22 protein-coding genes and 2 tRNA genes are annotated in these 26,990 nt (G+C 61.5%); 14 read left to right on the top strand and 10 right to left on the bottom strand.

Features of this window, described 5'->3' with window-relative positions; all coding sequences use genetic code 11:
* Positions 1 to 85: 85 nt before the first annotated feature.
* Positions 86 to 631: a peptide deformylase gene (gene def / locus ABR989_RS06995; RefSeq protein ID WP_428126942.1), complete on the top strand. Its 546-nt coding sequence runs from the start codon at positions 86 to 88 to the stop codon at positions 629 to 631.
* A 17-nt stretch (positions 632 to 648) separates the two neighbouring features.
* Here the strand turns inward: def and ABR989_RS06990 are convergent, their stop codons facing one another.
* Positions 649 to 939: an FtsB family cell division protein gene (locus tag ABR989_RS06990; protein ID WP_428126939.1), complete on the bottom strand. Its 291-nt coding sequence runs from the start codon at positions 937 to 939 to the stop codon at positions 649 to 651.
* A 240-nt stretch (positions 940 to 1,179) separates the two neighbouring features.
* On the opposite strand from ABR989_RS06990, the gene ABR989_RS06985 reads away from it, so the two are divergent.
* The 5 genes from ABR989_RS06985 (at position 1,180) to ABR989_RS06965 (ending at position 5,717) form a co-directional block, all read left to right on the top strand.
* Complete coding sequence (locus tag ABR989_RS06985) at positions 1,180 to 2,133, top strand: ABC transporter ATP-binding protein (RefSeq protein ID WP_428126936.1); 954 nt, start codon at positions 1,180 to 1,182, stop codon at positions 2,131 to 2,133.
* A gap of 46 nt (positions 2,134 to 2,179) precedes the next feature.
* A complete protein-coding gene (locus ABR989_RS06980; RefSeq protein ID WP_428126935.1) occupies positions 2,180 to 3,016 on the top strand; it encodes an ABC transporter permease in 837 nt (278 codons plus the stop codon).
* Positions 2,998 to 4,434 carry a Gldg family protein gene (locus ABR989_RS06975; RefSeq protein ID WP_428126933.1) on the top strand — a complete coding sequence of 479 codons (1,437 nt, stop codon included), beginning with the start codon at positions 2,998 to 3,000 and terminating at the stop codon, positions 4,432 to 4,434. The genes ABR989_RS06980 and ABR989_RS06975 overlap by 19 nt, the downstream gene beginning before the upstream one ends.
* Positions 4,431 to 4,976 carry a DUF4340 domain-containing protein gene (locus ABR989_RS06970; protein ID WP_428126932.1) on the top strand — a complete coding sequence of 182 codons (546 nt, stop codon included), beginning with the start codon at positions 4,431 to 4,433 and terminating at the stop codon, positions 4,974 to 4,976. The genes ABR989_RS06975 and ABR989_RS06970 overlap by 4 nt, the downstream gene beginning before the upstream one ends.
* 171 nt (positions 4,977 to 5,147) lie before the next feature.
* A complete protein-coding gene (locus ABR989_RS06965) occupies positions 5,148 to 5,717 on the top strand; it encodes a hypothetical protein (RefSeq protein ID WP_428126929.1) in 570 nt (189 codons plus the stop codon).
* Between the two features lie 69 nt (positions 5,718 to 5,786).
* Here ABR989_RS06965 and ABR989_RS06960 read toward each other — a convergent pair whose 3' ends face one another.
* From ABR989_RS06960 to meaB, 5 genes are all read right to left on the bottom strand, one after another.
* The gene (locus ABR989_RS06960) at positions 5,787 to 6,155 is read right to left on the bottom strand and encodes a hypothetical protein (RefSeq protein ID WP_428126926.1); all 369 of its coding nucleotides are present in this window, start codon (positions 6,153 to 6,155) and stop codon (positions 5,787 to 5,789) included.
* Positions 6,156 to 6,408: 253 nt separating this feature from the next.
* A tRNA-Met gene (locus ABR989_RS06955) sits at positions 6,409 to 6,485 on the bottom strand.
* 155 nt (positions 6,486 to 6,640) lie between these two features.
* Entirely contained in the window at positions 6,641 to 9,037 is a 2,397-nt protein-coding gene (locus ABR989_RS06950) for a spermidine synthase family protein (protein ID WP_428126925.1), read from the bottom strand.
* A gap of 244 nt (positions 9,038 to 9,281) precedes the next feature.
* Complete coding sequence (locus ABR989_RS06945; RefSeq protein WP_428126922.1) at positions 9,282 to 10,001, bottom strand: metallophosphoesterase family protein; 720 nt, start codon at positions 9,999 to 10,001, stop codon at positions 9,282 to 9,284.
* Positions 10,002 to 10,014: 13 nt separating this feature from the next.
* Positions 10,015 to 11,055: a methylmalonyl Co-A mutase-associated GTPase MeaB gene (meaB, locus tag ABR989_RS06940; protein ID WP_428126919.1), complete on the bottom strand. Its 1,041-nt coding sequence runs from the start codon at positions 11,053 to 11,055 to the stop codon at positions 10,015 to 10,017.
* Positions 11,056 to 11,179: 124 nt separating this feature from the next.
* On the opposite strand from meaB, the gene ABR989_RS06935 reads away from it, so the two are divergent.
* The 8 genes from ABR989_RS06935 (at position 11,180) to ABR989_RS06900 (ending at position 20,302) form a co-directional block, all read left to right on the top strand.
* Entirely contained in the window at positions 11,180 to 11,611 is a 432-nt protein-coding gene (locus tag ABR989_RS06935; protein ID WP_428126916.1) for a hypothetical protein, read from the top strand.
* 10 nt (positions 11,612 to 11,621) lie between these two features.
* Complete coding sequence (locus ABR989_RS06930; RefSeq protein WP_428126913.1) at positions 11,622 to 12,533, top strand: 4-(cytidine 5'-diphospho)-2-C-methyl-D-erythritol kinase; 912 nt, start codon at positions 11,622 to 11,624, stop codon at positions 12,531 to 12,533.
* Between the two features lie 292 nt (positions 12,534 to 12,825).
* Positions 12,826 to 12,901: transfer RNA gene (locus ABR989_RS06925), tRNA-Gln, on the top strand.
* 64 nt (positions 12,902 to 12,965) lie between these two features.
* Positions 12,966 to 13,925: a ribose-phosphate diphosphokinase gene (locus ABR989_RS06920; RefSeq protein WP_428126910.1), complete on the top strand. Its 960-nt coding sequence runs from the start codon at positions 12,966 to 12,968 to the stop codon at positions 13,923 to 13,925.
* A gap of 27 nt (positions 13,926 to 13,952) precedes the next feature.
* Positions 13,953 to 14,678 carry a 50S ribosomal protein L25 gene (locus ABR989_RS06915; protein WP_428126907.1) on the top strand — a complete coding sequence of 242 codons (726 nt, stop codon included), beginning with the start codon at positions 13,953 to 13,955 and terminating at the stop codon, positions 14,676 to 14,678.
* Between the two features lie 111 nt (positions 14,679 to 14,789).
* Positions 14,790 to 18,263 carry a DNA polymerase III subunit alpha gene (dnaE, locus tag ABR989_RS06910; protein WP_428126905.1) on the top strand — a complete coding sequence of 1,158 codons (3,474 nt, stop codon included), beginning with the start codon at positions 14,790 to 14,792 and terminating at the stop codon, positions 18,261 to 18,263.
* A gap of 71 nt (positions 18,264 to 18,334) precedes the next feature.
* Positions 18,335 to 19,657, top strand: a complete 1,323-nt coding sequence (hflX, locus tag ABR989_RS06905) for a GTPase HflX (protein WP_428126903.1) — start codon at positions 18,335 to 18,337, stop codon at positions 19,655 to 19,657.
* Positions 19,658 to 19,681: 24 nt separating this feature from the next.
* The gene (locus ABR989_RS06900; RefSeq protein WP_428126901.1) at positions 19,682 to 20,302 is read left to right on the top strand and encodes a CDP-alcohol phosphatidyltransferase family protein; all 621 of its coding nucleotides are present in this window, start codon (positions 19,682 to 19,684) and stop codon (positions 20,300 to 20,302) included.
* Between the two features lie 33 nt (positions 20,303 to 20,335).
* On the opposite strand, the gene ABR989_RS06895 is transcribed toward ABR989_RS06900, so the two are convergent.
* The 4 genes from ABR989_RS06895 to ABR989_RS06880 all read right to left on the bottom strand — a co-directional run bounded on the left by ABR989_RS06895 (position 20,336) and on the right by ABR989_RS06880 (position 26,786).
* Positions 20,336 to 21,508, bottom strand: coding sequence for a CaiB/BaiF CoA transferase family protein (locus ABR989_RS06895; RefSeq protein WP_428126899.1), 1,173 nt, complete (start codon positions 21,506 to 21,508; stop codon positions 20,336 to 20,338).
* 268 nt (positions 21,509 to 21,776) lie between these two features.
* Positions 21,777 to 22,607 (bottom strand): hypothetical protein, encoded by an 831-nt coding sequence (locus tag ABR989_RS06890; RefSeq protein WP_428126896.1) that lies wholly within the window; start codon positions 22,605 to 22,607, stop codon positions 21,777 to 21,779.
* Between the two features lie 21 nt (positions 22,608 to 22,628).
* Positions 22,629 to 23,447: a carbon-nitrogen hydrolase family protein gene (locus ABR989_RS06885; protein WP_428126894.1), complete on the bottom strand. Its 819-nt coding sequence runs from the start codon at positions 23,445 to 23,447 to the stop codon at positions 22,629 to 22,631.
* Between the two features lie 186 nt (positions 23,448 to 23,633).
* Positions 23,634 to 26,786, bottom strand: coding sequence for a choice-of-anchor D domain-containing protein (locus ABR989_RS06880; RefSeq protein WP_428126892.1), 3,153 nt, complete (start codon positions 26,784 to 26,786; stop codon positions 23,634 to 23,636).
* Positions 26,787 to 26,990 lie beyond the last annotated feature (204 nt).

Here is a 26,990-nt window from a genome sequence, read left to right as displayed (position 1 = left end):
CCAGCGCCGGTATAATCTATGCGACAGCACGGCGTTGCTACAATCGTGTCTTTTGCTCGGCGGCACGGCGAAGTGAGGTTGCGCGATGATTTTGAAAGTTGCCCGTCTCGGATTTCCGTCGCTGAGAATCGTATCCGGTCCGGTGCCGGCCGATCGGATCAAAACCCGCGAGTTTCAGCGGCTGATCGATGACATGATCGAGACGATGCACGAGTACAACGGCGTCGGGCTCGCGGCTCCGCAGGTACATCTTCCGATTCAACTGGCGGTGCTCGAAGTCCACGACCATCCGCGCTATCCCGACATGCCGGACGTGCCGCTTACGGTGCTGATCAACCCCGTGGTAACGATTCTCGACAGGACATTGGTCGAAGAGTGGGAAGGATGCCTGAGCGTGCCGGATCTTCGGGGGCGGGTGCCGCGATTCAAGCAGCTCCGCGTGACGGCGCTCGGGCGCGATGCGGAGATGGAAGAAATTGTCGCGTCTGATTTCCACGCGCGGGTGATACAGCATGAGACCGACCATCTGAAGGGCGAAGTTTACCTGGACAGGATGCCGGATATGCGGGCGCTGGGGTTTCTCCAGGAATGGCAGCGCTTCATGGTGAAGGCGGAGAAGCAGGAGGAGTGAGAGGGCACCGCGCGTGCCTACTTGGGGGGCGGGGGAATCTCCGGCATCTTGCCGGTGGCCTTGAACGACGCGATCGCCTTGCGCATCTCTTCGTTCTGTGCGGCGAGAATGTTTTGCTCGCCCTGAACTTTCGTGAGCTCGGCTTTGAGCTGCTCGTTTTCATTTTGAAGCTTGAGCAGCTCGGCGTTGAGTTGCGAGACCTGCTGGCTCTGCTCCTCGATGCGCGTGCGGTAACTGCTCGAATAGAGAAAGAAGAGTAGAGCTGCGACTATCGCGACGATCAATCCGCCTATGAGCAATCGTGCCATCTATGCACCCTTCCTCAGGAGTCACGAGCCGATTTTGCAAGCGCGCGCATCAGACAGATTAGCCGATCGGCACGCGAAAAAACTGAATTGACTTCCCTGGCCGGCCGTCCCTAAAATGCCGTGGTTCGCACTTCTGGTCGGGAGCCATTTGCACTACATTAAGAATTATGCACGATACCCGGCGCCGATGAACGTGGGGATCGCTGAATTTCGCACACCGGCCAAAGCAGGCTTTTTTGCATGATAGAGGTCCAGGAGCTAACCAAGTATTTCGGCGCCACGCTTGCCGTAGACGACGTTTCGTTCAAGGTCGAGAAGGGCGAGATCATCGGATTGCTGGGCCCCAACGGTTCGGGCAAGACGACGATCATGCGGGTTCTGACGGGATTTTTCCCGGCCACCTCGGGACGCGCGCTAATCGGCGGCCTCGACGTGGCGGAACATTCGCTCGAAACGCGCCGCCGCGTCGGCTACCTGCCGGAAAACATGGTGCTGTACCCCGATCTCAGCGTCGATGCGCTGCTCGAGTTCGGCGCGCGCGTGCGTGAGATCGATCCCGGGACGACGCGCGATCGAATTGAATATTCGCTCGATACGTGCGGGCTCAAGGACGTGCGGCGCAAGCTGATCGGCAAGCTCTCGAAAGGCTATCGGCAGCGCGTCGGAATCGCGCAGGCAATCCTCAGCGATCCCGAGGTGCTGATTCTCGACGAGCCGACGGTCGGACTCGATCCGCGCCAGGTGGTCGAAATCCGCGATCTGATACGTTCGCTGGCCGGGCACTCGACGGTGCTGCTGTCGACGCACATACTGCCCGAGGTCAACATGACGTGCCGGCGCGTCGTGATTATCGACCGCGGACAAATCGTCGCGCAGGACACGCCCGAGCACCTGACGGCGAAACTGCAGGGAAGCGACCAGACGATGATCACGGTCGGCGGTCCGTCGCCGGCGGTGCGCGAGGCATTGACGGCCGTCAGGTTCGTGCAAAGGCTCGAGGATCGTCCGGTCGAAGCCGGCACGACGGGCGTGTGCTCATTTGTCGCGTACTCGAGCGGGCACGGCGAAGAAGTCCGCTCGGCGCTCGCCGCTTGCGTCGTGCAGCACGGATGGAATCTGCTCGAAGTCAAACCGATGGCGCTCAGTCTCGAGGATCTGTTCATGCGGCTGGTCACCAGGGAGGAGCGGGTTTAGGTGCGCCGCAAGCGAAGTTCAATGTGCATTGAGGTAGTCGTAGTCGATGTCTAACCGTGCGGGCACGCTGGAAGTCGCTGGCGCCGCCGCCGAGTCGCGACGCGCCGCGATCCGCGCCGCGGGGACGGGCTTTTCAGTGGGCAGGATGCTCGCGGTGACGCGCAAGGAATTGCGCTCGTACTTCGCCTTTCCCCTGGTCTATGTGCTGTCGGGCGTGTTCCTGGTTTTGGCGGGATACTATGCGTACACCGACCTGGTTTTCTTCGTCACGATCGCGTTCGCCCGCGATATCATCCAGAACTACTGGCAGTTGCTGTTCTCCGATATCCGGCTATGCCTGCTGCTGACGCTGCCGTTCATTACGATGCGGCTGTTCGCCGAGGAGCGCAAGCTCGGCACGATCGAATTGCTTTACACCTATCCGCTGCGCGACGGTGAAATACTTGGCGGCAAGTACCTCGCGTCGGTCGCGATCTTCATCATGATGCTCGTGCTGACGACGCTCTACCCCGTTTTCATTTACAGCATCCACTGGTTTCCGCTGTTCCCGCTCATCGCGGGCTACCTGGGCCTGCTGCTGCTCGGATGCGCGTTTATCGCGTGCGGCGTGTTCATTTCGTCGCTGTGCGAGAGCCAGGTGATGGCGGGGATGGGCACGATCACGCTGCTGCTGTTCTTCTGGATTCTCAACTGGAACGAGGCGGCGTTCACCAACTCGTGGCTCGAACTGCTGCGCGCGTTCTCGTTGTTCGATCAGTTCGGCGGCTTCGCCAAGGGCGTGATCGATCTCGATCACGTTACTTACTTCATCTTTTTCACCGTCTTTTTTCTGTTTCTCACGCAGCGCTCGATGGAGGCGCGCAAGTGGACCGGCCGGCGCTAAAGTATTCGCCCGCGGCCGCGCGCCGATCGATCTGGATTAACTCCGCGGTGCTGTTTTACACCGTGATCGCATTCGGCGCCGTGCTGTTCGTCGCCAATGCGATAATTTCCACCCGTAACATCCGATGGGACCTGACGCCGTCGAAACGATTTTCGCTCTCGGATTTCGACAAGCGCGTGCTCGGCGGACTGACGCACGGCGTCAAGGTGATGGCGTTTGTGCGCACCGAGGATCCCGCCTACCTCGAACTCGCGGATTTGTTGTTTCAGGCGGCCGCGTTCACCCCGCGCCTGACCTACCAGGTGATCGACGTCAACAAGGCGCCCGGGCTGGCGCGCGAGTACGGCGTGTCGAGTTACGGCGAGGTGATCGTGGAATCGCAGGGGCGGCGCCGCGACTTCGACAACGCGCGCTCCGACGAGCTGATTCCGGCGATCCTGCAAGTCTCGTCGGAGGCCAACAAGCACATCTATTTCACCATTGGGCACGGCGAGCGCGACCTGTTCGATTCCGATCGCAGCCTGGGCTACTCGCAATGGCGCGGGCTGCTCGAACAGAACAACTATCAGATCGATAACGTGTCGCTGTTCGCAAGCGGCGTGCCCGAGGACGCCAGGGTGGTCGTGTCGCTTGGGCCGCGCAAGGATTTCCTGCCCGAAGAATTGGCGGCGCTGGCCGCGTACCTGGGTCACGGCGGGCATTACATCGCGATCATCGATCCCTATGGATCGCCGACGCTGGCCGGGTTCCTGAAAAAGTACTACCTCGATTTTATTCCGCAGGTCGTCGTCGATCCCGCGTATCGCCTGACCGCCGGCGAAATCCTCACCACCCAGATTCCGCTGCGCTCGGAAGAAAATCCGATGAGCCGCTCGATGGCCGCGCCGGCGGTCTTCTCTTTGGGACGCGGCGTGATGATAACCGGGGCGGTCGGCGCCGGCGCGCCCAATGACTTGAGGATCGCGCAAGAGGACAAGTTCCTCTCGTCGTCGCATGAGAGCTGGGCGTCGAACGATCCCAATGCATTGACGACCGGAATCACCGAGTACCAGGCGGGTCGCGATATCAAGGGTCCGATTCCGGTGGCCTCCGAAATTGACTTCGCTCCGGCGTCAAATCCGCACATCCCGGTAACGCAGATGACCCGGCTGGTGGGGATCGGCAGTTCGGCCTTCGCGTCGAACCAGTTTATCGAGATGCTGGGCAATCGCGACCTCGCGGTGAGCCTGATCAATGAGCTGGCCGGCGATGAGATGCTGATCGCGAGCCGCGAACGGCTCAACAAAAACGAAACCGCCGCCTTCTATATCAGCGATCGAGAGGCGCGTCACATGCTGATTTTCGGATCGGTCGTCGAACCGGCCATCCTGTTCCTGATCGCAATCACGGTCATGGTGCGCAGGAGGTTTTTTGCGTGAGCGCGCGTCCCGCAATCTTCTACACGATCGTTTTCTTCATCCTGTTGCCGATCTATTTCTGGATTCAGCCGAGCATAAAGCCGGCGACCGCCTTGGAGCAGAAAGAAGAGAGCCTCTTGAAGCTTGGCGGCGGTATCGACGCTATCGCCATTTCGAGCGGATCGGAATCGCTGCGTTTTCAGAAGACCAAGGACGGCAAGCTCTACGAACTCGTCGCGCCGCCGGGAAAATTCGTCCCCCATGACCTGATGGACGCGATGGTGTCGCTGCTGATGAATGCGAAGTCGGTCGAAGTGGTCGCGGAGAATTCAAACGACCTAGCGCAGTTCGGACTCGACCATCCGAAGTCCGTGATAACCGTCCAGGGGCCTGACCAGCCGCAGCCGGTCAAGCTCGCGTTCGGCAATGAAAACCCCACCCATACCGCAATCTACGCGCAGATCGAGGGAATCCCCAAAGTGTTTCTGCTCGGCGAGAACATCGAGTACTACCAATCGCTGATGTTCCAGTGGATCGAGGGCAAGCAGGGCAAGAACGCCTAGCGCACCGCTGCTAGTGCGCGAGTCCCTTTTCATCCAGCAGACGCTCGAGGACAAAGCGGGGGCACGCGGCGGCTCGGGCAATGTCGGGCGGCGCTGCCGGCCGCGTCGCTGGATGATAATTTAGCAACTCTTGTTAGGTCTTGTGTTGCTCTGATAGGCTCGGAACCTCCGATGGAAACCGATCGCCAATCTCGCCAATCACTGCGCACCCGTCGCAACGGGCCGCAAGCTGCGTGGCCCTTCGATCTTCGGGTCTTCGCCGCCATGGCCGGGCTATGGGCGCTGTGTCTGGCGCTCAGGGCGTTCGTTCACATCGGCGATTTCGACGTCGTCGATCCGATCGAGACTATTTTTGCCGGCATGCGATTTAACGGCGACGATGCGCGCGTGGTGCTGATCGTCGAGGCGGGAATATTCGGGGTGATGGCGATCGGAGTTTTTGCGCATCGCCGATGGGGTCTGTTGCTCGCGCTTTGCTACATGGTCCAGGTCGTGATGAGCCATCTCGCGTTCGTGATCGCGTACCTGCCAATTCGATCGGAGTGGATGAGCGTGCGCGTGGTCGCGTCGCAGGGGCCGATGATGGTGCTGATCGCGCTGTACCTCTGGATTCGCGCGTGCGATTTGATTTTCGATTCGCAGCCCGCAGAGGCGCGCCCGCGGCAATCGTCGGACGCGAATCATCAGGCGGCGGTTCGCGCGGCTTCCGGCGCCGGCGATGTCGCCGCTGTCGCTGAATAAGTATCTCAGTGGTGGCGACGGTGGGAGTTGGTCTATCCCGCCTCTACGAGATCACTGGAAGGCGGCTTTTTAGCCCCAGACCGCAATTCGCTGCAACTCCACGCGCATATCTTGATGCGTGTCATGTCTCTGACCGAACATTTCCACGACAAGATCCGTAGGAAGGACGCCTTCCGGCACGTCTCCGTGAATATCAGGCAAGTCCCATGGCTTATCATCGACATCCGTTATCGACTGAGATGGGCTCGCTATGAGGAAAACTTTAACCCGAGCGACGACCGAGTTCCCCTTGTCTTCAAATTCTCCGAGGAAGCAGCTCAGATTGTCCCCACCATAAATCTTCCCGTCCTTCAGGAACATGACGCCGTAGCCGGGTTTCGGGTCCGCGTCCAATCCTTCGTATCGCGCGATGTAGAAGCCATCGAATCGTGTTGGCATTCTAGTCTCCTCAATTTTCCACAGACTCTCAGTTGCGGATATCGAACTGGAAAGCGGGTTTTCGCCCTACCATTTGCTGATGTCAAGACACTTTTTGAACTTCGCCTTCAGAACCGGAAGCTGCTCCATCAGCCATCCAAGTTCCGTGCTTTTGATTTCGGCTATTTTCTTGGGGTCATAATCGGCAGCACGAATGTACCATAACTGGCGCGCGAAGATGATGAGTCAACGAAGCCCAATGGAGAGGGGGAATTGGTGGCGACGGTAGGAGTCGAACCTACGACACTGCGGATATGAGCCGCATGCTCTAGCCAACTGAGCTACGTCGCCACCGGGAATCGTCAAATGTAGCGTGAGCGCGCAAGCCGCGAAAGACCCCGGGCAATTCAAAGCTTTTAACCGGGATAACTCCGAATCTCAATCAGTTATTCGATTTCGTATACGTACTTCAAACTCAGGACCGTAGGGCGGTCTCCGCCCTTCTCTTATTCTGCTCGCTGAGTTGCGAGAGCGGTGGAAACGGGTTCCGCGTCTGCGGCAGGTTCTTGACCGCTTGCCCACAGGATTCGCGCCGGAATGACGAGTCCGGCGTAGCAAGCTACGGCAAGATAAAGACTCATATGAATTCCCACCCACATCGATAGCGCCACCGCAAGAATCGACGACAGCACCCCCATCGCGCCGCTGACCCCCCACATCCATGGCATTGCCGATTCCGATACTCTTCCCACCAGTCGCATGCCAATCGGAAAACAGAAGCCGAGCAAAACAGACAGCGGGCCGATCATCGCGACCACGATCATGCATCGGGCCAGCGTCGGGAGTTGGATCGTCCTGTCGATGATCGATTGAGTTGACAGCGTAATCACCAGGATAGCGGCGGCGATGACGAGCGCAATTCCATATATTAGTGAGGGACGAGTTTCGACAGGCGCATGGTCAGATATCCAGCTCCCGATACCGGTGAACAAAATCATTGAAAACAAGATAACCGCAATCGCATATGTCGGATGACCCAGGTACACCGAAAACCTCTGCATGTAAGGAATTTGGATCATCATGAAGCCGAATCCGATCAGCGAGAAGTAGAGTATCGCGGCCGCAAAGGTCCCTTTGCGCATATTTGGGACGCCGAATCTCCACAGCGGCCAGAGAATCATCGCCGCCACCAGCGCCAGCGCTAGTACTGTTAAGATCAGCATGGTGGCGGTCGCGATTATATTTCCTCCGGCGTTCACACCCCAGTGTTCTTTGAGGCCGCCGATGGTTAGCAGAACGCGCGGCTTCAGCACGCTGAAAAAATACGGGCGCTCGTCGGTGGGTGGCGAAAAATCATACGACGGATCCTGAGTCGTCGCGGCCAGCTCGGCGCGCGAATGTGATCTCGCGATCGCACCGAGCAACGGAATTGCCGGCGTGTGACCGGGTGCCAGTAGCAGATCGAAGCCGTAGAGCCTTGCTGCCGAAGATAGCGCTTGTAGATCCGCGGCCGTAAATGGTTCATTGGAAACCAATAGGGTCGCAATCTTTCCGGCCGATGCCATCGCGAGATGATCGGAGGGGTTACGTACGCCTCGATCGATCAGGGCGGCAGTCGCGAGCGCCTCGATCCGGCTGGTCTCTAAAACGTGCTGTGGCGAGAACCAGCGCGACACGCTGAAGATTCCGTCGGGCTTGAGCGCATTGAGAAAGACCCGCCACGCCTCGACAGTGTACAGTCCGTTTTCCGAAAGCGTTAACGCGCCGGCGCCCGTCGCCGCAAAGGTGTCGATCAGTGACATCTGGAGAACGTCGAAACGCTTGGACGAGCGGGTCAGATAGGAACGCGCCTCATCGTTCACCAGTTCGACCTCGGGCTGCTGCACGATGCCGGCAAACTTGCGCATCGGACCCTCTAACAAGTACACGAAGATTTGGTTCAGCTCGATCCCGGTCACGGACTTGCTGTTTGCCCATAGCGCGGTCAGAACATCGCGACCGCCGCCGACTCCAATGATTCCAACATCGCCGCCCTTGCGCAGATGATAAGGCAAAGACGTCACATCGAAGCGAACCCAGGCGAGTTCCGATGCGTCGCCGTTCCACTGGGTCATCGCTGTCGCGGCGCCGCCATCGATGTACATTTGTGCAAGAGTGACCGACTTCTGCGGGATTCCGCTTCCAGGACCCCAGTAGTAAGGCTGGGAAGCGACCGGCTTCTTGACCGTCACCTGCGAGTAGGTATTCCAAGCCTCGAATTGAAGTTCGGAGGCCAATTGTGCCTCGCCCTTGGTGAACATCACGCGGAACCCGTGCAGCGTGAAACTGTTCAGAAGCGCGAGCCCGAAAAGGATGGGCACTGCCGCCAGCATCGAGCGGCGAAGTCGCATGTCCGCGAATCGGCAAAAGCAGAGCGCACCTATGCCGGCGAGCGCTGCGACAAAAAAGGTCGCCGAGGCGATGTTCGCCCAATGTAATAGTGGAATAACGAGGATGCTGCCGAGCGAGGCGCCCACCATGTCAGCGGCGTAGGTTAGCCCGATCTTCCCCGGGACCCGCGTGAGCATGAGTGCGACCACGATGCCCGACAGGTAAAACGGCACAGCTACCAGAATCATCACGATCAGCAAAGCGAAAATAGCAATCAGCGAGGAATCCAGTTCGATCGGAATCATAAGGCTGAGGACGTGCGTTACCGGAATGGCAAGCGCGAACCAAACCGATGTGGAAACCAATTCTGGCGCGATCCGGTGACTCTCGTAGCGCTCAGGTTTGATATAAACCTGCACGGCGCCTGCCGACATGCCGAACATCGCCATCGAGATCGCGAAAAATGACAGATGATACCAGGTCAGCACTGACAGCAGCCGGGTATCGAGCATTTCCAGCGATAGCGTTGCCAACGTGGTCAGGAAGAGTCCTGTCAGAGACCAACCACGATGCCCGAGAGGAGCAAACCAACGCTTAGGTATTGATTTGGGCGGTAATTCCGTATTAGGCGCCAATCCCTTTATGCTTCAGTAAACCGGAATTTCCGTCCTGACTCTCCGATTCCAACCCGCCCTATAGACCGAACGGCCTTCCTCTGCAAGGTTCTAGCCGGTTTTGGTCAACCGGTTTTTCCAGCGGCGCCAATCCGGGTTCAATTCAGCGCAGCGGGATGCTGCGTGTCTTGACCGCCTGATGCCCACGCTGGACCTGGTAGAGCACGCCCTCGGTGAACTCGACGCAGGTCAGCTTGCCGCCGTACACCAGGCCGGTGTCGATGCCGAGTTTGTACGGCAGATCGATCATCACGCCACGCATCGGAGTATGGCCGAACACAACGGTCGCGTCGATTTTGTGCGGATTGAAAATGAACTCCTGCCGAATCCACAGCATGTCCTCGGGCTGCTGCTCCTCGAGCTGGCGGCCTGGCTCGATGCCGGCGTGGACGAACAAGTAGGGCGGGCGCAGGTAGCTGGTGGCGAGGCGGCTCATGAAGTTCAGGTGCGCGTCGGGCAGCCGCGCAAAGGCATCCTCGAGGTCTTCCTCGTGCACGCCGTAGCTGTCGAGCGTCGCGATGCCGCCGTTGAACAGGAACGACTCGCCGTAATTTCCCGGCATGCCGAGGAACGACAGCATCATGTCCTCATGATTGCCCTTCAGGAACACGCATTCCGCATCGCCCCGTTCGAGGTCCAGCGCGAGCTCGATAACGTCGCGCGATGCCGGGCCGCGATCGACGTAGTCGCCGACGAATACCACCGTGTCGCCGGCGGCCGGCGCGATCGACTTGAGAATCGCGCTCAGTTCATCGGGGCATCCGTGGATATCGCCGATCGCGAACAGGCGTCCTTCGGTTTTCGATTTTCGGTTGGCCGTCATCGCGAGGCCGGCGTCAGTCGGCGCGTTTGGAGCTGCCGTTGTGGAGCAAATCGATCAACGACTTGCGGTCTTCAATTATACGGCGCGCGGCGCTGTAAGGGTTCAGTTTGCCCGCGCGAATCTCGTCGAGCACGCCCTGTGCGCCACCGTCGGCGACGGCGCGTGCGGCGCGCTCCTCCAGTTCCGCCGACAGAACCTCCACGAACTCGCGGGTGCGGCGCTCGGACTCGCGCGCCGAATCGATATGTGCGCGCAGGTATTCGCCGTGCTTTGCAATCGCGCTGACGACTGCGTCGACACCTTTATCGGTTGCGGCCTGCGTGAGCAGCACCGGCGGCCGCCATCCGTCGCCGGAGCGCAGGTGCACGCCAAGTTCCAGCTCGGCCTTGACCCGATCGGCCCCTTCGCGGTCGGCCTTGTTGACGACGAAGACGTCGGCGATTTCGTTCAGCCCGGCCTTCATCACCTGCACGGCGTCGCCCGCCTCGGGCACGGTAACGACAACGGTGGTGTCGGCCAAATCCATTATCGAAAGTTCGGTCTGTCCCACGCCGACGGTCTCGATAATGATCACGTCGCTGCCGTAAGCGTCGAGCAGTTTGACGATTTCGCGCGCCGCGCGGCTGAGTCCGCCGTGGCTTCCGCGTGATGCGAGGCTGCGGATATACACGCCGGCGTCCTTGTAATGGTCGGTCATGCGGACGCGATCGCCAAGGACGGCGCCGCCGGAGAACGGGCTCGACGGATCGATGGCGAGGATGGCAATTTTTTTGCCGAGCGCCCGATACTTCGCGATCAGATGGTTGACGAGCGTCGATTTTCCAGCGCCCGGCGGCCCGGTTATTCCGACCACCTGTGCGCGGCCGGCTTTTGCGTAGATTCGCTCGATGATCGCGCTCGACTCGGGAGCGCGATTCTCGACCATCGTGATCAGCTGAGCCAGCGCGCGCATCTCGCCCGCCTCGAAACGCTTGAGCAGCGCGTCCAGCCGCGCGTTTGTGGTCTGGACAGTCGCGGCGGACTCGGCGGAATTGGGTCGGGATTCAGCAGGCATACGAGCTTGTCCAGTCATGATAGCGGCTTGCGATCGGGCGGCGCAACAAAACCCCCGCCGGTGAATAGATCGCGGCGGGCGGCATTGTTTTCCCTGCGTCCGCGCTTTAGTCTCAGTTCACGGAATGAAGCTTCCTGACATCTACACTGACTGGAAAATCGTGACCGGCCTCGCGCTGATCCTGCTGGGCGCCGCCAACTGGGGCATCGGGCTGGAACGGACCGAGACTTACAGCCGGATGATCATCGCGCGCACGCAACCGGCCGCCGCAACGGACTATCGGAGTTTCGACGAACTCGATGAGGGCGCGGGTGGCGCTGCGGTCCTCGAACCGCTCACGGCTGAGCAACGGCAGGCGTCGTACGCGACGGCGCGGACGGATTTTTATCACGCGGTATTTCTGGCGGGTCGCGCGATGGTGTTGCTTGGACTGCTGGTCACCTTGCTGGGCTTTATCAGCGTGATTCAGCAGGATTCGCGCCGCGCGTTTCGCCGCCCCGAGGAGGACGCGCGGCTGCCGCGCGGGTTGCCGGGCGCTCCACGGGCTCCGCAATAGAATTTCTACAATGGTAACGGAGCTGTCCGGGCGCTCGTGCGCGAAGATCAATTTGTTCCTGCGCGTGACCGGGCGCCGTGGCGACGGCTATCACGAACTCGACTCGGTGTTTCTGCCGGTCTCGCTCGCTGACGAAATTCGCGTCGAAATCCGCGCCGCGGACGATCCCTCGGTCACCGTCAACTGCGACTTGCCGGAACTCGCCAGGAGCCGGAACAATCTGGCGGCACGCGCCGCGCGCTCATTCATGAGCGAATTCGATTTGATCGCCGACGTGTCGATCGATTTGAAAAAACGCATCCCGGTGGGCGCTGGACTCGGCGGCGGATCGAGCGACGCCGCCACGATATTGTGCATGATGGCGGCGGCGGCGCAGCTCACCGACGAAGCCGCGGCGAGCAGGCTGCGTCGAATCGCGCTTTCGCTCGGCGCCGACGTGCCATTTTTTCTCGATCCGCGCCCGTCGCGGGTAACGGGTATCGGCGAGCGGATTGTGGCCATCGCGGGAGTCCCGCGATGGCCCATAGTTATCGCCGTGCCGCCGTTCGAGGTTTCGACCGCCGCAATCTTTCGCGCGCTCGAGCCCGCGGGATGGAGCGGTGCGGCGCCCGACGCGCACATCGCGTCGATCGCGCAGGGCGATATCTCCGCAGAGATCGCGGTAAACGACCTGGCCGCGGTCGCGATCGCGCAGTTTCCCGAGATTAGCCGCCTTAAAGGATTGCTTGAAGATTCGGGCGCTCGCGCGGCGCAAATGTCGGGCAGCGGCGGAGCGGTCTTTGGCGTATTTGATTCGACCAACGCGGCCGAAAGCGCGGCGATGAAGATCCGCCGGCGTGCGCCGTTCGCAAAGGTGATTGCGGCGACGACCCTGGATGGTAATACCGACGGCGAATCCGATGGCGAATCTGACGCCAGGTAGCCTGAAATCCAGCAAGCGCACCGGGGCTGTGCATGGTCGCAGGGGCGACGGATTGACAGCGAAAAACCGCATCAATAACATCGCAATTCCTGCACACCGGCTGCTAAAGTCGAAGTCCGGGCAGGTTCGCCGCGACAGTTGTGCAGTGCGGTCCCGCGGCGGTTCGGTCCGAATAGATTGGATTGCTCGAGATTCGCCGGCTGAGCGCCCATACATGGCGTTTCGCCGGCGGTTAGTTTTAACTGTCTGGTTGGGAGAAGCGCGGGCCCTGAGCCTTTGAATCCAAATGCGCTGGGCGGTCGCCAAGCTGGTAAGGCACCAGGCTTTGGACCTGGCATTCGAAGGTTCGAATCCTTCCCGCCCAGCCAATCTGCGCGATAATTTGAGGTACTTGAGGAATCGCATGATGATCACGACGCGGGGGAATTGAAGATGTCGGACAGGGTCAAGGACCAACTCGAAGTTTTCGCCGGGAACTCCAACCCCGCGCTCGCGCGCGAGGTGACGGAGCATCTCGGCGTGAAGATGGGTGAAGCCGAGGTTGGCCGCTTTCCCGACGGCGAAGTGATGGTCGAAATCCGCGAAAACGTGCGCGGTGGCGATTGCTTCGTCATCCAGTCGACATGCACGCCGCCCAACGAGAACCTGATGGAGCTGATCCTGCTCACCGATGCGCTGCGGCGCGCGTCGGCCGGGCGCATCACGGCGGTGATCCCGTACTTCGGCTATGCCCGGCAGGATCGCAAGGTTGCGCCGCGCGTGCCGATCAGCGCAAAGGTGGTAGCCGACCTGATCACGACCGCGGGCGTGAATCGCGTGCTCACGGTGGATCTGCACGCCGGGCAAATTCAAGGCTTCTTCAACATTCCGGTGGACAACCTGTACGCGATGCCGGTGTTGATCAGCTACCTGCGCAAGCGCATCGAAGGAAAGAAGGTTTCGGTGGTGTCGCCCGACGCGGGCGGCGTGGAACGCGCGCGCGCCTACGCGCGGCGGCTCAACGCGAACCTCGCGATCATCGACAAGCGCCGCCGGCGTGCGAGCGAAGTCGCCGAGATGCAACTGGTCGGCGAAGTGAAGGACTCGATCGCGCTGCTGGTTGACGACATGATCGATACCGCCGGCACCATCACGGAGGCGGCCAAGGTGGTCGCCAACGCCGGCGCGTCGGAAGTAATCGCAGTCGCGACGCATCCGATCCTGTCGGATCCGGCCTGCGATCGCCTGAATAAATCGAACATCACTGAAATTGTTACGACCAACACTATCCCGCTGCGCGCCAAGGCACAGGCCGAACTCACCAAGCTCCGGGTGCTGTCGGTCGCGGGCCTGCTGGCGGAAGCAGTCAAGCGAATTCATAATGAGGAGTCGGTAAGCTCGCTCTTTGCATGAGCGCGCGAACCATCAAGCGAGGACACAATGGAGACCGGTGAACTAGCCTGCGAGAAACGCGCCACCCGACCCAAGGGTCAGAACAACGCGCTGCGGCGCAATGGCCGCGTGCCCGCAATATTGTACGGACCCACGACTGCGCCGATGCCCCTGGCGATCGATCGCCTGGAACTGAAGGCCAGGATTTCGGCGGCCGCGCACACGCGCATCATCAAGCTCAAGTCGAGCACCGCGGAGATCGACGGCAGGTACGTGATTTTCAAGGACGTGCAGCGCGCGCCGGTGTCGGGCGAGATCCTGCACGCGGATCTGTACGAGGTGGATCTCAAGCGGCCGATTCGCGTCGAAGTGGCGCTCAAGTTCACGGGCAAGGCCAAAGGCCTCGCCAACGGCGGGATACTGGCGCCGCTCGAGCGCACCGCTACGGTGGAATGCCTGCCGCTGGAGATTCCAGATTCGATCGAGGTTGATGTTTCTGAAGTTGACATACACGAGGTCGTTCACGTCTCGGCGGTCAAGTTCCCCGGCAACGTCAAGCCGATCTTCGACACCGATTATCCAGTGGTCACCGTGCTGCCGCCGACGGTTGAGGAAGTGGTAGTCGCCGCGGTGGTGGAACCGGTCGAAGGCGCGGTTGTCGAGGGTGCGCCGGTCGAAGGCGCCGCGGCAGCGCCCGCGGAGGGTGCAGCCAAAGAAGGCGGCGACAAGGACAAGGCTGCGAAGAAGCCCGAGGCGGCGGAAAAAAAGAAGTAGCAGTTGGCGCTCGCGCGCGTCGCGAAACAAGCGGCGCGCGCGAGCAATACAGATGTGAGGGGAACGGGCGGGCAGCGCAGGCTGCAAGTCCGGTGCAGGGGGAGGGCCGCTATGAGTTTCGTCCATCTTCACGTCCACACGCAGTACAGCCTCCTCGACGGCGCCAACAAAATCGGGCCGCTCATCGATCACGCCAAGGCGTCGGGGATGGAAGCGATCGCGATAACCGATCATGGCAACATGTTCGGCGCGGTCGAGTTTTATCAGAAGGCCAGGGCAGCCGGAGTCAAGCCGATCATTGGATGCGAGGCGTACCTCGCGCCGGGCAAGCGCACCGATCGCACGCAAGTTCCGCGCAGCGACGACTTCGACGGCGGCGGCAACTTTCATCTGATCCTGCTCGCGCAGAATCGTGAAGGTTACCGAAATCTCTGCAAGCTGCTCACGACCGCGTACCAGGACGGGCTCTACTACAAACCGCGCATCGACAAGGAAATCCTCGCCGAGCTGTCCGGCGGATTGATCGTGCTGTCGGGCTGCCTGTCAGGCGAGATCGCGCGATGGCTCCGGCAGGATCGCATGGACAAGGCGCGCGAGACCGCCGAGTCGTACGCTAAAATGTTTCCGGGCCGCTACTATCTCGAACTCCAGGACAACAAGCTCCATTCGCCGTACAACGAGGCGCTGCGCGAAATCGGCAAACAGGTCGGGCTGCCGCTGGTCGCGACCAATGATTGCCATTACCTGCATCGCGAAGACGCCAAGGCGCACGAAGTCCTGCTCTGCATCCAGACCGGCAAGACGATGGCCGATGAGACGCGATGGCGTTTCGATACCGACGAACTTTACGTCAAGACGCCCGACGAGATGGCGAGCGCATTCGGCGCCGACGCTGAAGAGTTGCGCAACAGCGTCGAGATTGCGCGGCGAATCGATTTCGAATTCGAATTCGGCAAGTTTCATTTCCCGGTTTTCAAGTCCGGTCCGGGCGTTGACCTCGACGCCGAGATGGAGCGGCGAGCGCGCGAGGGGTTGACCGCCCGCCTGGCGGAGATCCGCGCGCGCCGCGCCGATTTCGACGAGTCGCAGTACCAGGAACGCATCGATCGCGAGATTCCGGTAATCCGCGACATGGGCTTCGCGGGCTATATGCTGATCGTCGCCGACTTTATCGGCTACGCGCGCGGGCTTGGAATTCCGGTCGGTCCCGGCCGCGGCTCGGTGGTCGGCAGCCTGGTCTCGTACGCGCTGGGAATCACCGAGGTCGATCCCGTCGAGCATCGGCTGCTGTTCGAGCGATGGCTGAATCCGGGGCGTAAGTCGATGCCCGACATCGACGTGGACTTTTGCTTCGAGCGGCGCGACGAGGTGCTCGATTACGTGCGCAAGAAGTACGGCGACGATCACGTCGCGCAGATAATCACGTTTGGAACGATCAAGGGCAAGCAGGCGATCCGCGACGTCGGCCGTGTGCTCGGACTGTCGTTCGCCGAGACCGACAAAATCGTCAAGCTATATCCGGCGCCCAAGCAGGGCCGCGATTTTCCGCTCGCCGACGCGCTTGAGATGGAGCCGCGGCTCAAGGCCGAGCGCAAACTGCATCCCGATCTTTTCAACTACGCGTTCAAGCTCGAAGGCCTGCTGCGCCACGCGTCGCGCCACGCGGCGGGCGTCGTCATTTCCGATCAGCCGCTCACCGACCTGGTGCCGCTGTACGTGGACAAGGAACGCGACGAAGCCGCGCTGGCTATCACGCAGTATTCGATGAAGGGCGTCGAGGAAATCGGGCTGATCAAGTTCGACTTCCTCGCGCTCAAGAACCTGACGCTGATCGCCGACACGCTCGCGCTGATCAAGGCCGGCGGCAAGGCGCCACCGGACCTGAACCGGCTGCGCCTGGACGACGCCGACACCTACAAGATGCTCTCGCGCGGCGACACGGTCGGCGTGTTCCAGCTGGAAAGCTCGGGGATGCGCCGGTTTATCACCGAGCTCAAGCCGACCTGCTTCGACGACGTGATCGCAGCGGGCTCGCTGTTTCGTCCCGGTCCGCTCGACGCGATCCAGGACGGCAAGACGATGGTCCAGCACTACGTGGATCGCAAGCACGGCAAGGAGCCGGTTGAGTACGATCACCCGCTCCTGGAGCCGGTGCTGCGCGATACTTACGGCGTTATCGTGTACCAGGAACAGGTGATGCGCGCGGCGCAGGCACTGGCGGGATACTCGCTCGAACAGGCCGACATCCTGCGCGCGGCGATGGGCAAAAAGAACCATGCCGTGATGGAAAAGGAGCGCGAGCGGTTTATCGAGGGCGCGAAGAAAAATGGCGTCAATGCCGTGCTCGCCAATTCGATCTTCGAAAAGATCGAAACGTTCGCATCGTATGGATTCAACCGGTCGCACGCCGCCGCGTATGCGCTGACCACCTACACGACCGCATACCTGAAGGCGCACTACCCGCACGAGTTCATGGCGGCGCTGATGTCGCTCGACATGGACGACGTCGACAAGACCTACAAGAACATCGCGGCACTGCGCGACATGAAGATTGCGATCCTGCCGCCCGACGTTAATCAGAGCCGGGTGAAATTCACGGTGGCGGGCGGCGCGATTCGCTTTGGCCTGGCGGCAATTCGCGGCGTCGGCAGCAAGCCGGCGGAGGCGATTATCGCGGAGCGCGAGGCAAACGGTCCGTTCGAGAGCATGGCGGATTTCTGCATGCGCGTAGGCACCCAACTGATCAGCCGCCGCGTGCTCGATGCGCTGATCAAGTGCGGCGCGTTCGATTCAGTGAGCGCGGTGCGCGCCGCGCTGATGGCCGAGGCGGAGCAGGCGATCAAACTCGCGCAGAAGGCGCAAAGCGACGCGGAGAAAAACCAGATTGGCCTGTTCGGGGGCGCAGTAAAAGTGCCCAAGCTGGCGGCGCGCGAGCCGATTCCCGAATGGGATGCCAGAGAGAAACTGAAATTCGAAAAAGAAGCGCTCGGCTTCTACATCACGGCGCATCCGCTGGACAAGTACGATCGCGACCTCGCACGAATCAGCAAAGTCACGACCGCCGATCTGTCCGCCGCGCCCGACGGAAGCCCGGTCCAGATAGCCGGCGTGATCCACGCCGTGAAACTGAAGAACAACAAGTCGGGCAAGCGTTACGCGACTTTTTCGCTCGAGGATCGCGAAGGCGCGGTCGAGGCGATCGCATGGTCGGAGACCTATCAGAAGTTCGAGGCGATTATCATGGGCGACGAGCCGGTGGTCGCGCGCGGCAAGCTCGACGTTGACGACGAGCGCGCGCAGATAATCCTCGAAAGCCTGGTGCCGCTGGATTCGGCGCTGCTCGATTCGATCCGCGAGGTGCGGATCACGGCTCCGATGAGCCGGCTCGAAAACGGCGGCCTCGATGCGCTCAAGGCGATGCTCTCGCGGTATCGCGGCAAGTCGATGACGTACCTGCATCTGAGCCTGGAGGACGGCCGCGAGGCGGTGATGCTGCTGGGCGACAGCTATCGCGTGACGCCGACCGATACGTTCATCGCGGAGATGGAGCAGATTTTCTCTCCCGGCGCCGTCGAGTTGAGATGAGAGCACGGGCACGCTGGTCGAGCGAGCGGGGCGGGGGCGTACCGAGGATCGCGAATATCTGATAGACTGAAATGATAAGTTTTACGCGATCGAGGTATAACAATCTGGCAAAATCCTACGACGTCGCCCACGAGCATCACGAAAGCGCCATCCTGGTCGGGATCGAACTCGGTACCGAAGCGGGAATCGGCAGCGAAGAATCGCTCGACGAACTCAAAGCCCTGACCGAAAGCGCCGGCGCGGAAATCGCCGGAGTCGTTCGCCAGCGCCTGAAAGCCCCCGACCCGCGCACCTTTATCGGCAAAGGCAAAGCCGCCGAAGTGCGCGAGCTGGCGCTTGCGAAGGGCGCGTCGCTTGCGATTTTCGACGATGCGCTCAGCCCCGCGCAGGCGCGCAATCTAGAAAACGAACTCAAGATCCGCGTGATCGATCGCAGCCAGCTGATTCTCGATATATTCGCGCAGCGCGCGCATACGCTCGAGGGCAAGCTGCAAGTCGAGATCGCGCAGCTCAGCTACCTGCAGCCCCGGCTGACGCGGCAGTGGTCGCATCTTTCGCGCGTTCGCGGGGGCGGCGCGGGAGGCGGCGGCGTGGGTACGCGCGGACCCGGAGAAACGCAGCTCGAGGTCGACCGGCGGCGGCTGCGCGAGCGGCTCACCCGCCTGAAAGCGCGGCTGGGTGAGGTCGAACGCACGCGCACGATTCAGCGCCAGCGCCGCCTCGAGGTTCCCTATCCGACCGTCGCGCTGGTGGGTTACACGAACTCGGGCAAGTCCACGCTGATGAACGCGCTGACCGACGCCGGCGTTGAGGTCGCCGATCGTCCGTTCTCGACGCTCGATCCGACGATTCGGCGCCTGAAGCTGCCGGGCAAGATGAACGTGATGATTGTCGATACGGTAGGCTTCATCCATCGCCTGCCCCATATGCTGATCGACGCGTTCAAGGCCACGCTCGAGGAAGTGCGTACCGCGACGATGCTGCTGCACGTGGTCGATGGGAGCTCGCCGCTGGTGGCAGAAAGGATGACGATTGTCGACGAAGTGCTCCAGGAAATCGGCGCGGGCGCGGTGCCGCGTATCGTCGTCATGAACAAAGCCGACCTGGCCGAAAACCCGCCGCATGGAAACGGCGCGCACGACACAGTCTCGATCTCGGCGCTGAAGGGCGAGGGTCTCGACGATTTGCTCGACGCTATCGGGCGCCATCTCGGCGGCTCGCGCGAGGAAGTGTCGGTCACGTTCCCGGCCCGGCGCGGCGACCTGGTGGCAATGGCGCGACGGGATGGAGAAGTGCTAAGCGAGGAGTACCGCGACGGCCTGGTTTCGGTGCGGGCCCGCGTCAGCGCGCCCGTCGCGGGGCGCCTGCGCAAGGCTGCGGACGCCGTAATCTGACCGCGCGTTGAAGCCGATTCAACGATGGCAGCGCCTTCACATACTCGCGTCCATGCGCATCACAGCGCGCAGCCCGCGCCCTCGTACGGCAATCTGCTGAATCTGCCCAACTTTCTGACCCTGTGCCGGATCGGTTCGATTCCGATCTTCCTGACATTTCTAACCCGCCAACGCTACACGGCGGCGCTGTATGTCTTTGTCGCGGCCGCGGTGACCGACGGACTCGACGGCACGCTCGCGAGGTGGTTCGACTGGCGCACTGAACTGGGGGCGTTTCTCGATCCATTCGCGGACAAGTTGATGCTGGTGTCGGCGTTCGTCGTTCTGACGATCGGCGGCGAGTTGCCCGGCTACCTGCTGAGCGTGGTCCTGATCCGCGACATCGTAATCGTCGTCGGCTACTTGATGATTTCGTTCTTCACCGGCGAGCGGGTGCCGGTCCGGCCGAGTTTTATTGGCAAGCTGAGCACGGTTCTGCAGTTGGGGTGCGTGATCGCCGTGCTGGCGCGAGCCGGAAACCACTGGCCCGAAGATTTCAATGCGCTGCTAATCGCAACGGTCGCGGTCACCGCGGCGTCGTTCGTACACTATATGTATCGCGGGCTGGTGTGGCTGCGATCGCGCGAGCCGGAGATGTTCGCGTAGCAGGGACCAGCCTCTGCTGCGGATAAGCGCGGGTCAGACGATCACTTTGGCGGCGCGAAGTTCCTCGACCTGACTACGTTCGATCCCGGCCTCGCGCAGAATCTCGTCGGTATGTTCGCCGAGTTTGGGCGGCACGCGCCACATCTTCATCGGCGTTTCCGAAAATCGCGCACCGGGATTCACGGTGCGCACGCGGCCGGCGCTGGGATGCTCGTAAATCGAGAAACTCTCGTTTTCGACGATTTCCGGATCCTGCAGGAGCGTTTCATAATTGTGGACCGGGCCGCATGGAATGTCGGCCTTCTCGAGCACGGGCAGCCATTCGGCGGTGTTTTTTTCTGGAAAGACCTTTGCCAAGCCGCGCATGAAATTACGCCCGCGCTCGGCGCGATCCGAGGTCTCAGGCCAGAATTCGGGATGCCCAACCGCCTCGGCCAGCCGCTTTGACTGCGCCTCGGTGAAGGGCGCGATCGTGAGCCATCCGTCTTTCGTTTTGAAAGGATCGAGCGAAGTGCTCTTGGGCGCAAGGTGCTTGAACTCGTCCTCGGGCAGCAGCGTGTAGCCGTAGATCGAATCGTTGGCCGTGAAGGCCATCATCGCCTCGAGCATCGGGACCTTGATGTACTGGCCGACGCCACGGGCGCGCGCGGCGTGCAACGCGCTAACTACGGACAGCGCCGCAGTCATCCCGCTCACTTTGTCCGCCAGCGCCATCTTGACGGCGGTTGGCTGGCCGGTTTTGACGCCCTGGAGGTAGGCCATGCCAGAGTAGCCTTGGATGACGGGATCGTAGGCGGGAAAATTCGCCAGGCGGCCCTTGGGCGGAAAGCCGCAGATCGAGCAATAGACGACCTTGGGATTGGCGCGACGAATGTCGGCGTAGCCGATTCCGAGGCGCTCGACGACACCGGGGCGATTGTTCTCGACGAGAGCGTCGGCCTTAACCGCGAGCCGGCGCACCAGGTCGCGGCCGTGCTCCTTCTTGATGTCGATCACGATGCTGCGCTTGTTGCGGTTGAAGTTCAGGAACGCCGCGGTGAGGCCGCCGCGCTGTGGGCCGACGCCCCGGCGCATCGAGTCGCCGTCGGGCGGTTCGATTTTGATCACGTCGGCGCCAAGGTCGCCGAGCAGCTGCGTACAGAACGGCCCCGAAATGACGGCGGTCAGGTCAAGAACGCGAAAACCAATCAGCGGTCCATCAGCCATGACAAAAATCCTTCAAGCGCAAGCCCTTGGGCGTCTGAGATAGTAGCTGCGATAGCGCGGCGAGTCACGCAGCCCGCAGTTCAATGCGGTTTTAATCAGCTATTGAACCGAAATTTTATCTGTCGCCACAATTCCCCAGTTTACCCGTCCCAGTTCGTCAGATCACCGACGCGAAGCCTGCTTAACCCGCCCAGCGCGCGGCGTCAAGGCGAATCTGGCCGGCGGCGGAGACCCGCGCCACAGAAGGAAAGCTCGCGGTCAGGGTAGCTCAGTTGGCGGGAGGCTTCGGCACGCTCATGCCGAATGCAACTTTCAAGTCGTCGCCGTTGAACGGATAGACGTGGACCATCCAGCCGAACGCCTGTTTGAGGAAATGACCGCCCGCGGCTTCACACTCGGCGGCGTCAGCGATTTTGCCGGTGAACCCGAAGCGTCCGTCGGCCAGGAAACCCAGGCGGCGGTTGATTGCGGGTGCGGACCGACTTGACGCCGCCGGCATCATGCCCGGCATGTCGAGATGCGTCGCGCCGATGTCGCCGCGCAAGACGTCGTCGAGCGTGATTCCGTTGGGCAGACAGATGTTGGTGTGAGCGTGCCAATGCGCCACGCTGAGCGGAACCAACGCGTCGAGTTGATCGGGCGTGTAGTCGGCGGGCGCGCTATACATCGCGCCGACCAAAACGTAATCACCGCTCGGATTTTTCACGTAAAGCAGCGAGCCGGGACGGGTTGGATCGAAATGGCCGCTGTATTCCTGTGATGCGGCGCCGTAGTCGGTAAAATGGTAAACCTCCTGCGGAACCGTCGGCAGAAAGATCTGATAGCCCTGCGATAGCGCCACTCTGGAATCGTGATACTTGGTGAGCGCGCGGCGAAGCGTGCCGATCAGGTCATGCGCGCGTTCGATGTCATTGGGCGTTTGCGGACGCGAAGATGTCATCACCATGTGCGCATTCATGCCCATCTGACCGCCCATCGCGTTGGGCGCCATGTCGTGGCCGTCCATTTCTTCCATCTCGGCCATATCGTGCGCGAATGCAGGTGCGTTGATTGAAAGAGCGAGCGTGACAATTAGAAAACCGAGCCTCTGTCTGTTCATGCGATCCCCCGACGTATAGCTTCAGTCGCGATCGGCCCGGATGCGCGCGTGTTCCAACGCCGGCAGTTCGCGCCGCACGCGGTCCTGATACTCGAGGTCGATAGGCGCCACCACGACGCCTTCCTGATCCGCCGCGCGAGCAATCACGCGTCCCCATGGATCGACGATCATTGAATTGCCGTAGTCGCTGTAGCCGTAAATGTTGGGACCGAACTGCGCGGGCGCGATCACGTACGCCTGGTTCTCGATCGCGCGGGCGCGGAGCAGCGGCTCCCAATGCGCCTCGCCGGTGGGGAACGTGAACGCGCTCGGCACGGCGATAACTTGCGCGCCGGCAAAAGTCAGCCGGCGATAGAGTTCCGGGAAGCGGAGATCGTAACAGATGCTGAGTCCAATCGCGCCAAGAGGAGTTCGAGCGGAGACGAGCTGCGCGCCGCCGAGTTTGGAATCCGATTCGCGCACCGTCACGCGGCCGGGAAGATCGATGTCGAAGAGGTGAATCTTGCGATACACGGCGATTCGGCCGCCGTCGGGGCCGAGGATCGCGGACGTGTTGTAGCATCGCGACTCGCCGGCGGCCTGTTCGGTGATCGATCCCGCGACGAGGTGGATTCGCAGCTCGCGCGCCAGGCGCGACATCAGCGTGAGCGATTGACCGTCGAGCGTTTCTGCCGCAGCCGCCTGCTCGTTACGCTTGCCGCGCCAATTGAAGACCTCGGGCAACGCGACGAGGTCTGCACCGCGAGCGGCGCCGACGCGGACGAACCGTTCCGCGCGTTCCAGGTTTGCCGCCTTGTCTGGTCCGGCGGTCATCTGGATTGCGGCTGCCAGGTAGGTCATCGCGGGATTTCCATTGGGCATTATGACGGGTTGGGCGTCGGGTTAGTAGCGCCGCGCCCGCGAATTACCGCGCGCCGCGCGGCTCGGTACGAGTCCCGAAATCGCCTTTGACTAGACGCCCTGTGCGGTCACGATTGCCGGACAGGGCGTTTGCTCCTGTTGCGATGGCTGCGCGGTCTCAGCCGGCTACTCTCCGACCCCCGTCAGCCTGATGGTATGGACGCCCGGCGCGTTCGTGCCGCCGGCGCAAGCGTTGGCGTAGGTCCCCGGATCGCTCGCGACGGTTACGTTGACGCAGGCGCTCTCCGTCACGTGGCTGCTCAGGGTGCCCTCGGTCGCCGTGAATGTCACCGGGTAGCAGGTCACATTCGCCGCCGCCCCAACCGGGCAGGTCCCCGGAGTCGAGCTGACGGAGAAATCGGCCGCGTTATTGTTGCTCCCGCCACTGTACGGCGCGGGGTTGGCCGTGCTGCCAATGCGGACGCCCAAGGCCCCGATCCCGAACGTCGGAGATGCCAGGTCGGCCACCTCCAGGACATTCGCCGTCACTGGCGACCCCACCACCGCCGTGCCCACCGCGGCGGTGGCGCCCACCGTGTCGGGCACAGTAGTGGCCGAGAGCGTAACGGTGTGGTACGGAGACGGCGCCAAGTCGGGGCTGGTGGTGATCGTCAAAGTGCCGGACTCGCTTGGCGGCGTCAAAGCGCTCGGCGAGTAGGTGTAGGCAATCGTGCACGGGTCGCCCGTATTCCCGGCCGCCGGCACGACCGGCGGCGAGCCAACACAGGTACCGCCGCCAGCCAGAGCGAAGCCGGTCGCGCTTTGCGTGATGCTCGGGGTCAGCGTGACGGGCTGCGACTGCTTGTTGGTGATCGTCACGTACTGCGTGACCGTTTTGCCGAAGTCCTCGTTCGTGATCGTCACGCTAGCGGGTGAAGTAGTCACATCGGCCGTGCCGGTCCCCTGCATGCTGATGGTCTGCATGCCCGCCGGGGCATCATCGATGATCGTCAGCGCTCCGGTGCGGCCATTGGCCGCACTTATCGCGCTCGGCGTGAAGCTGACGGTGATTGTGCAAGTGTCCGGCGACGGCCCCACGGTGTACGGGTAACCCGTTGAGCCGCACGACCCGCCGCCAGTAACGTTGAACTCGGCGGTTGCAGAGCCGTCAGCGCTTGACGGGGTCACGCTGGAGATGACCAATGGCGCCTGGCTCTTGTTCGTCACCGTGACGGTCATGGTCGCCGAGGTCTGTCCGGCGACTTCGGAGCCGAACGAAAGCGTTGCCGGCGCGGCGCTGCCGTTGGGGGTCGGCGTTGCGGTTGGTGTGGCCGTCTTCGTTGCCGTTGCAGTCTTCGTTGCCGTTGCCGTCTTGGTTGGCGTGATGGTTGCCGTCGCGGTCGCAGTCGCAGTCGGGGTTGGCGTCGGGGACAGGGTGGAATCGCTGATGAGAAGGATGTGCGCCTGGTAGGGCTGGAATGCGTCGGAGAAGGTTGTGCTGGTGTCCGGCGCACTGCTGACTCCGGTGTCGTAGTCGAGAATGCTGGCCGCCGGCTGCGCAAGCGTGAACTCGGCGGTGACAGGAGACGCGGTGTAGTTGTACGAGAACAGGTAGCGGGTTCCATTGGCCCCGACCTTCGTCTTGGTGAACACGGTGCCCTGCGCGGAGTTCGCGGTGATCACTGCGGCGTCGGGGCTGAGCAACACCGGCTCCAACGATTTGATCTCGGTGGTCACGTTGATCAGTTCCTGGTAAAGCGCCGCGTGCTCGACCGGATCGCTCACCCAGCCGAGTCCGCGCTCGCCGTATGACCAGTAAAAGAGGCCGGTCGCGCCCTCCACGATCGCCATCCAGCTCATGTCGTGCAGCTGCTGCTGGGTCGGCCATGCGGATTCCAAGAACGTCTGGAAGAACTGGATGACGGTCCACACCGGGCGCGAGCCGCGTCCGGCCTGAAACGCCGCGCGAGTCCATTTCGCAACTCCGGCGAGATCGTTTCCGCTGGCCGCGGTGATCGGATAGGGGTCAACACCCAAGACATCCACCGTGTCCTTCCAGAACGGGAGATCGGGCGGGAGGGCGAGCACCGCCAGGTTGAAGCCCGAGGGATCGTTCGCCTTGATCAGCGAATACTGGTGGAACGTTTCCGGCTGCAGGCTGATCGGCGGCTCGTCCTGAACGTAATATCCCACCACCCCAGGGTCGGACGACAACGCGGAGGCGTAATCGGAAATCAGCTGATCCTGATCGTCGGTTCCAAACTCTTTGGCGAGAGTGGTCGGAAAATCCCCGTTGTTCGAATAGAAGTTGCCCACGGTTGGCAGAAACGTCATCCCGAATTCCTGCGTTGCAGTGGTGTAGGCGGTAATCGCGCACGTCGGCGCATCGGCAAGAAAGTAGTTGATAATCATGTTGATCGGCGCCTGCGCGATCCCGGCAAGCTCCTTCACATAGTCAGCCGTGCCGCACGACCACCCGGTCGTGTCGTAGATTCCGAGCACGAAGTGAGGATTGCCATCGATGAAATGCGCGAGGTTGGCCGGGTCGATCCACGCCTTCATGCCCGAGCGCACCGATGCATCGAGCTTCACGATCGAGTAGGGGCTCTGCGCCATCAGCACGTTGCCGCTGGAGTCCTCGAGCATTCCCGCAACCTGGTAGGTCCCAAGTGGCAAGGATGTCATGTCGAGGGTGCCGGTGAACTCAGTCGACTCGGGAGTGAAGGTCTGACTGGCAACCGTATTGCCCCCCGCGTTGACCGCGACGATTTCGACGCGAAGGCTCTCCAGCGACGTCCCCGCCGGCGGAGTGACGATCAGGTCCATGCTTGCGACCTGGCTTTGATCCGAAAACATCAGTCCGCGGTAGTTCGGGTATAGCAGGAACATCTGTAGCCCCGGCGGCATCTCCTGCTGCAGCGACATGTTTGCAAACCATGCGTTCCCGGTCGGCTTTGAGCCGTAGACCTGCGCGCGAACAGACGAGGTCACCCCTGAGGCGACGACCAGATGCTGCAGAGTCGCGCTGGTCCAGTTGGTGGTGCCGCTGATGATAGGAGAACGGACAACCTCGAATAGATCGAACATCGGGCCGGTTGACTCCGTGCCCGCAAACTCTTCCGTCATGATCTGGCCGCTGAGCGTGTACGCCTGTCCGCCGCTAACCTTGAGCGAGTTCATTGCGACCGGATCGCCGCAGGAGGTTGCGGACTTGAACTCCAGGCTAGCGGCGCCGTTGGGTGCTAGCGTGGTCGGATCGATGCCGAAGCAGGGGCTCCCAAATATCCACCCCGCCTTTCCTTGCGAGAAATCGCCGTTAACCAGCAGATTGGAACTCAACGACCAGCCCACTTCTGGAGCGGTCAAGCCGCCGTCGACAATTGTTTGGGCAAAGGCGGGAGATCCGCATATCAGTGAAAGAGTATACAATATTAGTACCAACACAGAACATTTAGCTAATGATATAGTAGCTAATGATGCAGTAGCTACTGATGTACAGTAATAGTATCGATGCGACATGATCGTTGCCCCCGCTTGAGTCGA

Origin of the sequence: Binatus soli (SeqCode) (assembly GCF_050015535.1) — a bacterium.
Lineage (GTDB): Bacteria > Desulfobacterota > Binatia > Binatales > Binataceae > Binatus > Binatus soli.
Note: the sequence above shows the minus strand (reverse complement) of the source record. Positions and strands in the feature narration are given on the sequence as shown.

What these genes read in the sequence shown, in the direction of transcription:
- def (WP_428126942.1), top strand. Translation starts at nt 86, where the DNA reads ATGATTTTGAAAGTTGCCCGTCTCGGATTTCCGTCGCTGAGAATCGTA.
- ABR989_RS06990 (WP_428126939.1), bottom strand. Translation starts at nt 939, where the DNA reads ATGGCACGATTGCTCATAGGCGGATTGATCGTCGCGATAGTCGCAGCT.
- ABR989_RS06985 (WP_428126936.1), top strand. Translation starts at nt 1,180, where the DNA reads ATGATAGAGGTCCAGGAGCTAACCAAGTATTTCGGCGCCACGCTTGCC.
- ABR989_RS06980 (WP_428126935.1), top strand. Translation starts at nt 2,180, where the DNA reads ATGTCTAACCGTGCGGGCACGCTGGAAGTCGCTGGCGCCGCCGCCGAG.
- ABR989_RS06965 (WP_428126929.1), top strand. Translation starts at nt 5,148, where the DNA reads ATGGAAACCGATCGCCAATCTCGCCAATCACTGCGCACCCGTCGCAAC.
- ABR989_RS06960 (WP_428126926.1), bottom strand. Translation starts at nt 6,155, where the DNA reads ATGCCAACACGATTCGATGGCTTCTACATCGCGCGATACGAAGGATTG.
- ABR989_RS06945 (WP_428126922.1), bottom strand. Translation starts at nt 10,001, where the DNA reads ATGACGGCCAACCGAAAATCGAAAACCGAAGGACGCCTGTTCGCGATC.
- meaB (WP_428126919.1), bottom strand. Translation starts at nt 11,055, where the DNA reads ATGCCTGCTGAATCCCGACCCAATTCCGCCGAGTCCGCCGCGACTGTC.
- ABR989_RS06935 (WP_428126916.1), top strand. Translation starts at nt 11,180, where the DNA reads ATGAAGCTTCCTGACATCTACACTGACTGGAAAATCGTGACCGGCCTC.
- ABR989_RS06930 (WP_428126913.1), top strand. Translation starts at nt 11,622, where the DNA reads ATGGTAACGGAGCTGTCCGGGCGCTCGTGCGCGAAGATCAATTTGTTC.
- ABR989_RS06920 (WP_428126910.1), top strand. Translation starts at nt 12,966, where the DNA reads ATGTCGGACAGGGTCAAGGACCAACTCGAAGTTTTCGCCGGGAACTCC.
- ABR989_RS06915 (WP_428126907.1), top strand. Translation starts at nt 13,953, where the DNA reads ATGGAGACCGGTGAACTAGCCTGCGAGAAACGCGCCACCCGACCCAAG.
- dnaE (WP_428126905.1), top strand. Translation starts at nt 14,790, where the DNA reads ATGAGTTTCGTCCATCTTCACGTCCACACGCAGTACAGCCTCCTCGAC.
- hflX (WP_428126903.1), top strand. Translation starts at nt 18,335, where the DNA reads ATGATAAGTTTTACGCGATCGAGGTATAACAATCTGGCAAAATCCTAC.
- ABR989_RS06900 (WP_428126901.1), top strand. Translation starts at nt 19,682, where the DNA reads ATGGCAGCGCCTTCACATACTCGCGTCCATGCGCATCACAGCGCGCAG.
- ABR989_RS06895 (WP_428126899.1), bottom strand. Translation starts at nt 21,508, where the DNA reads ATGGCTGATGGACCGCTGATTGGTTTTCGCGTTCTTGACCTGACCGCC.
- ABR989_RS06890 (WP_428126896.1), bottom strand. Translation starts at nt 22,607, where the DNA reads ATGAACAGACAGAGGCTCGGTTTTCTAATTGTCACGCTCGCTCTTTCA.
- ABR989_RS06885 (WP_428126894.1), bottom strand. Translation starts at nt 23,447, where the DNA reads ATGACCTACCTGGCAGCCGCAATCCAGATGACCGCCGGACCAGACAAG.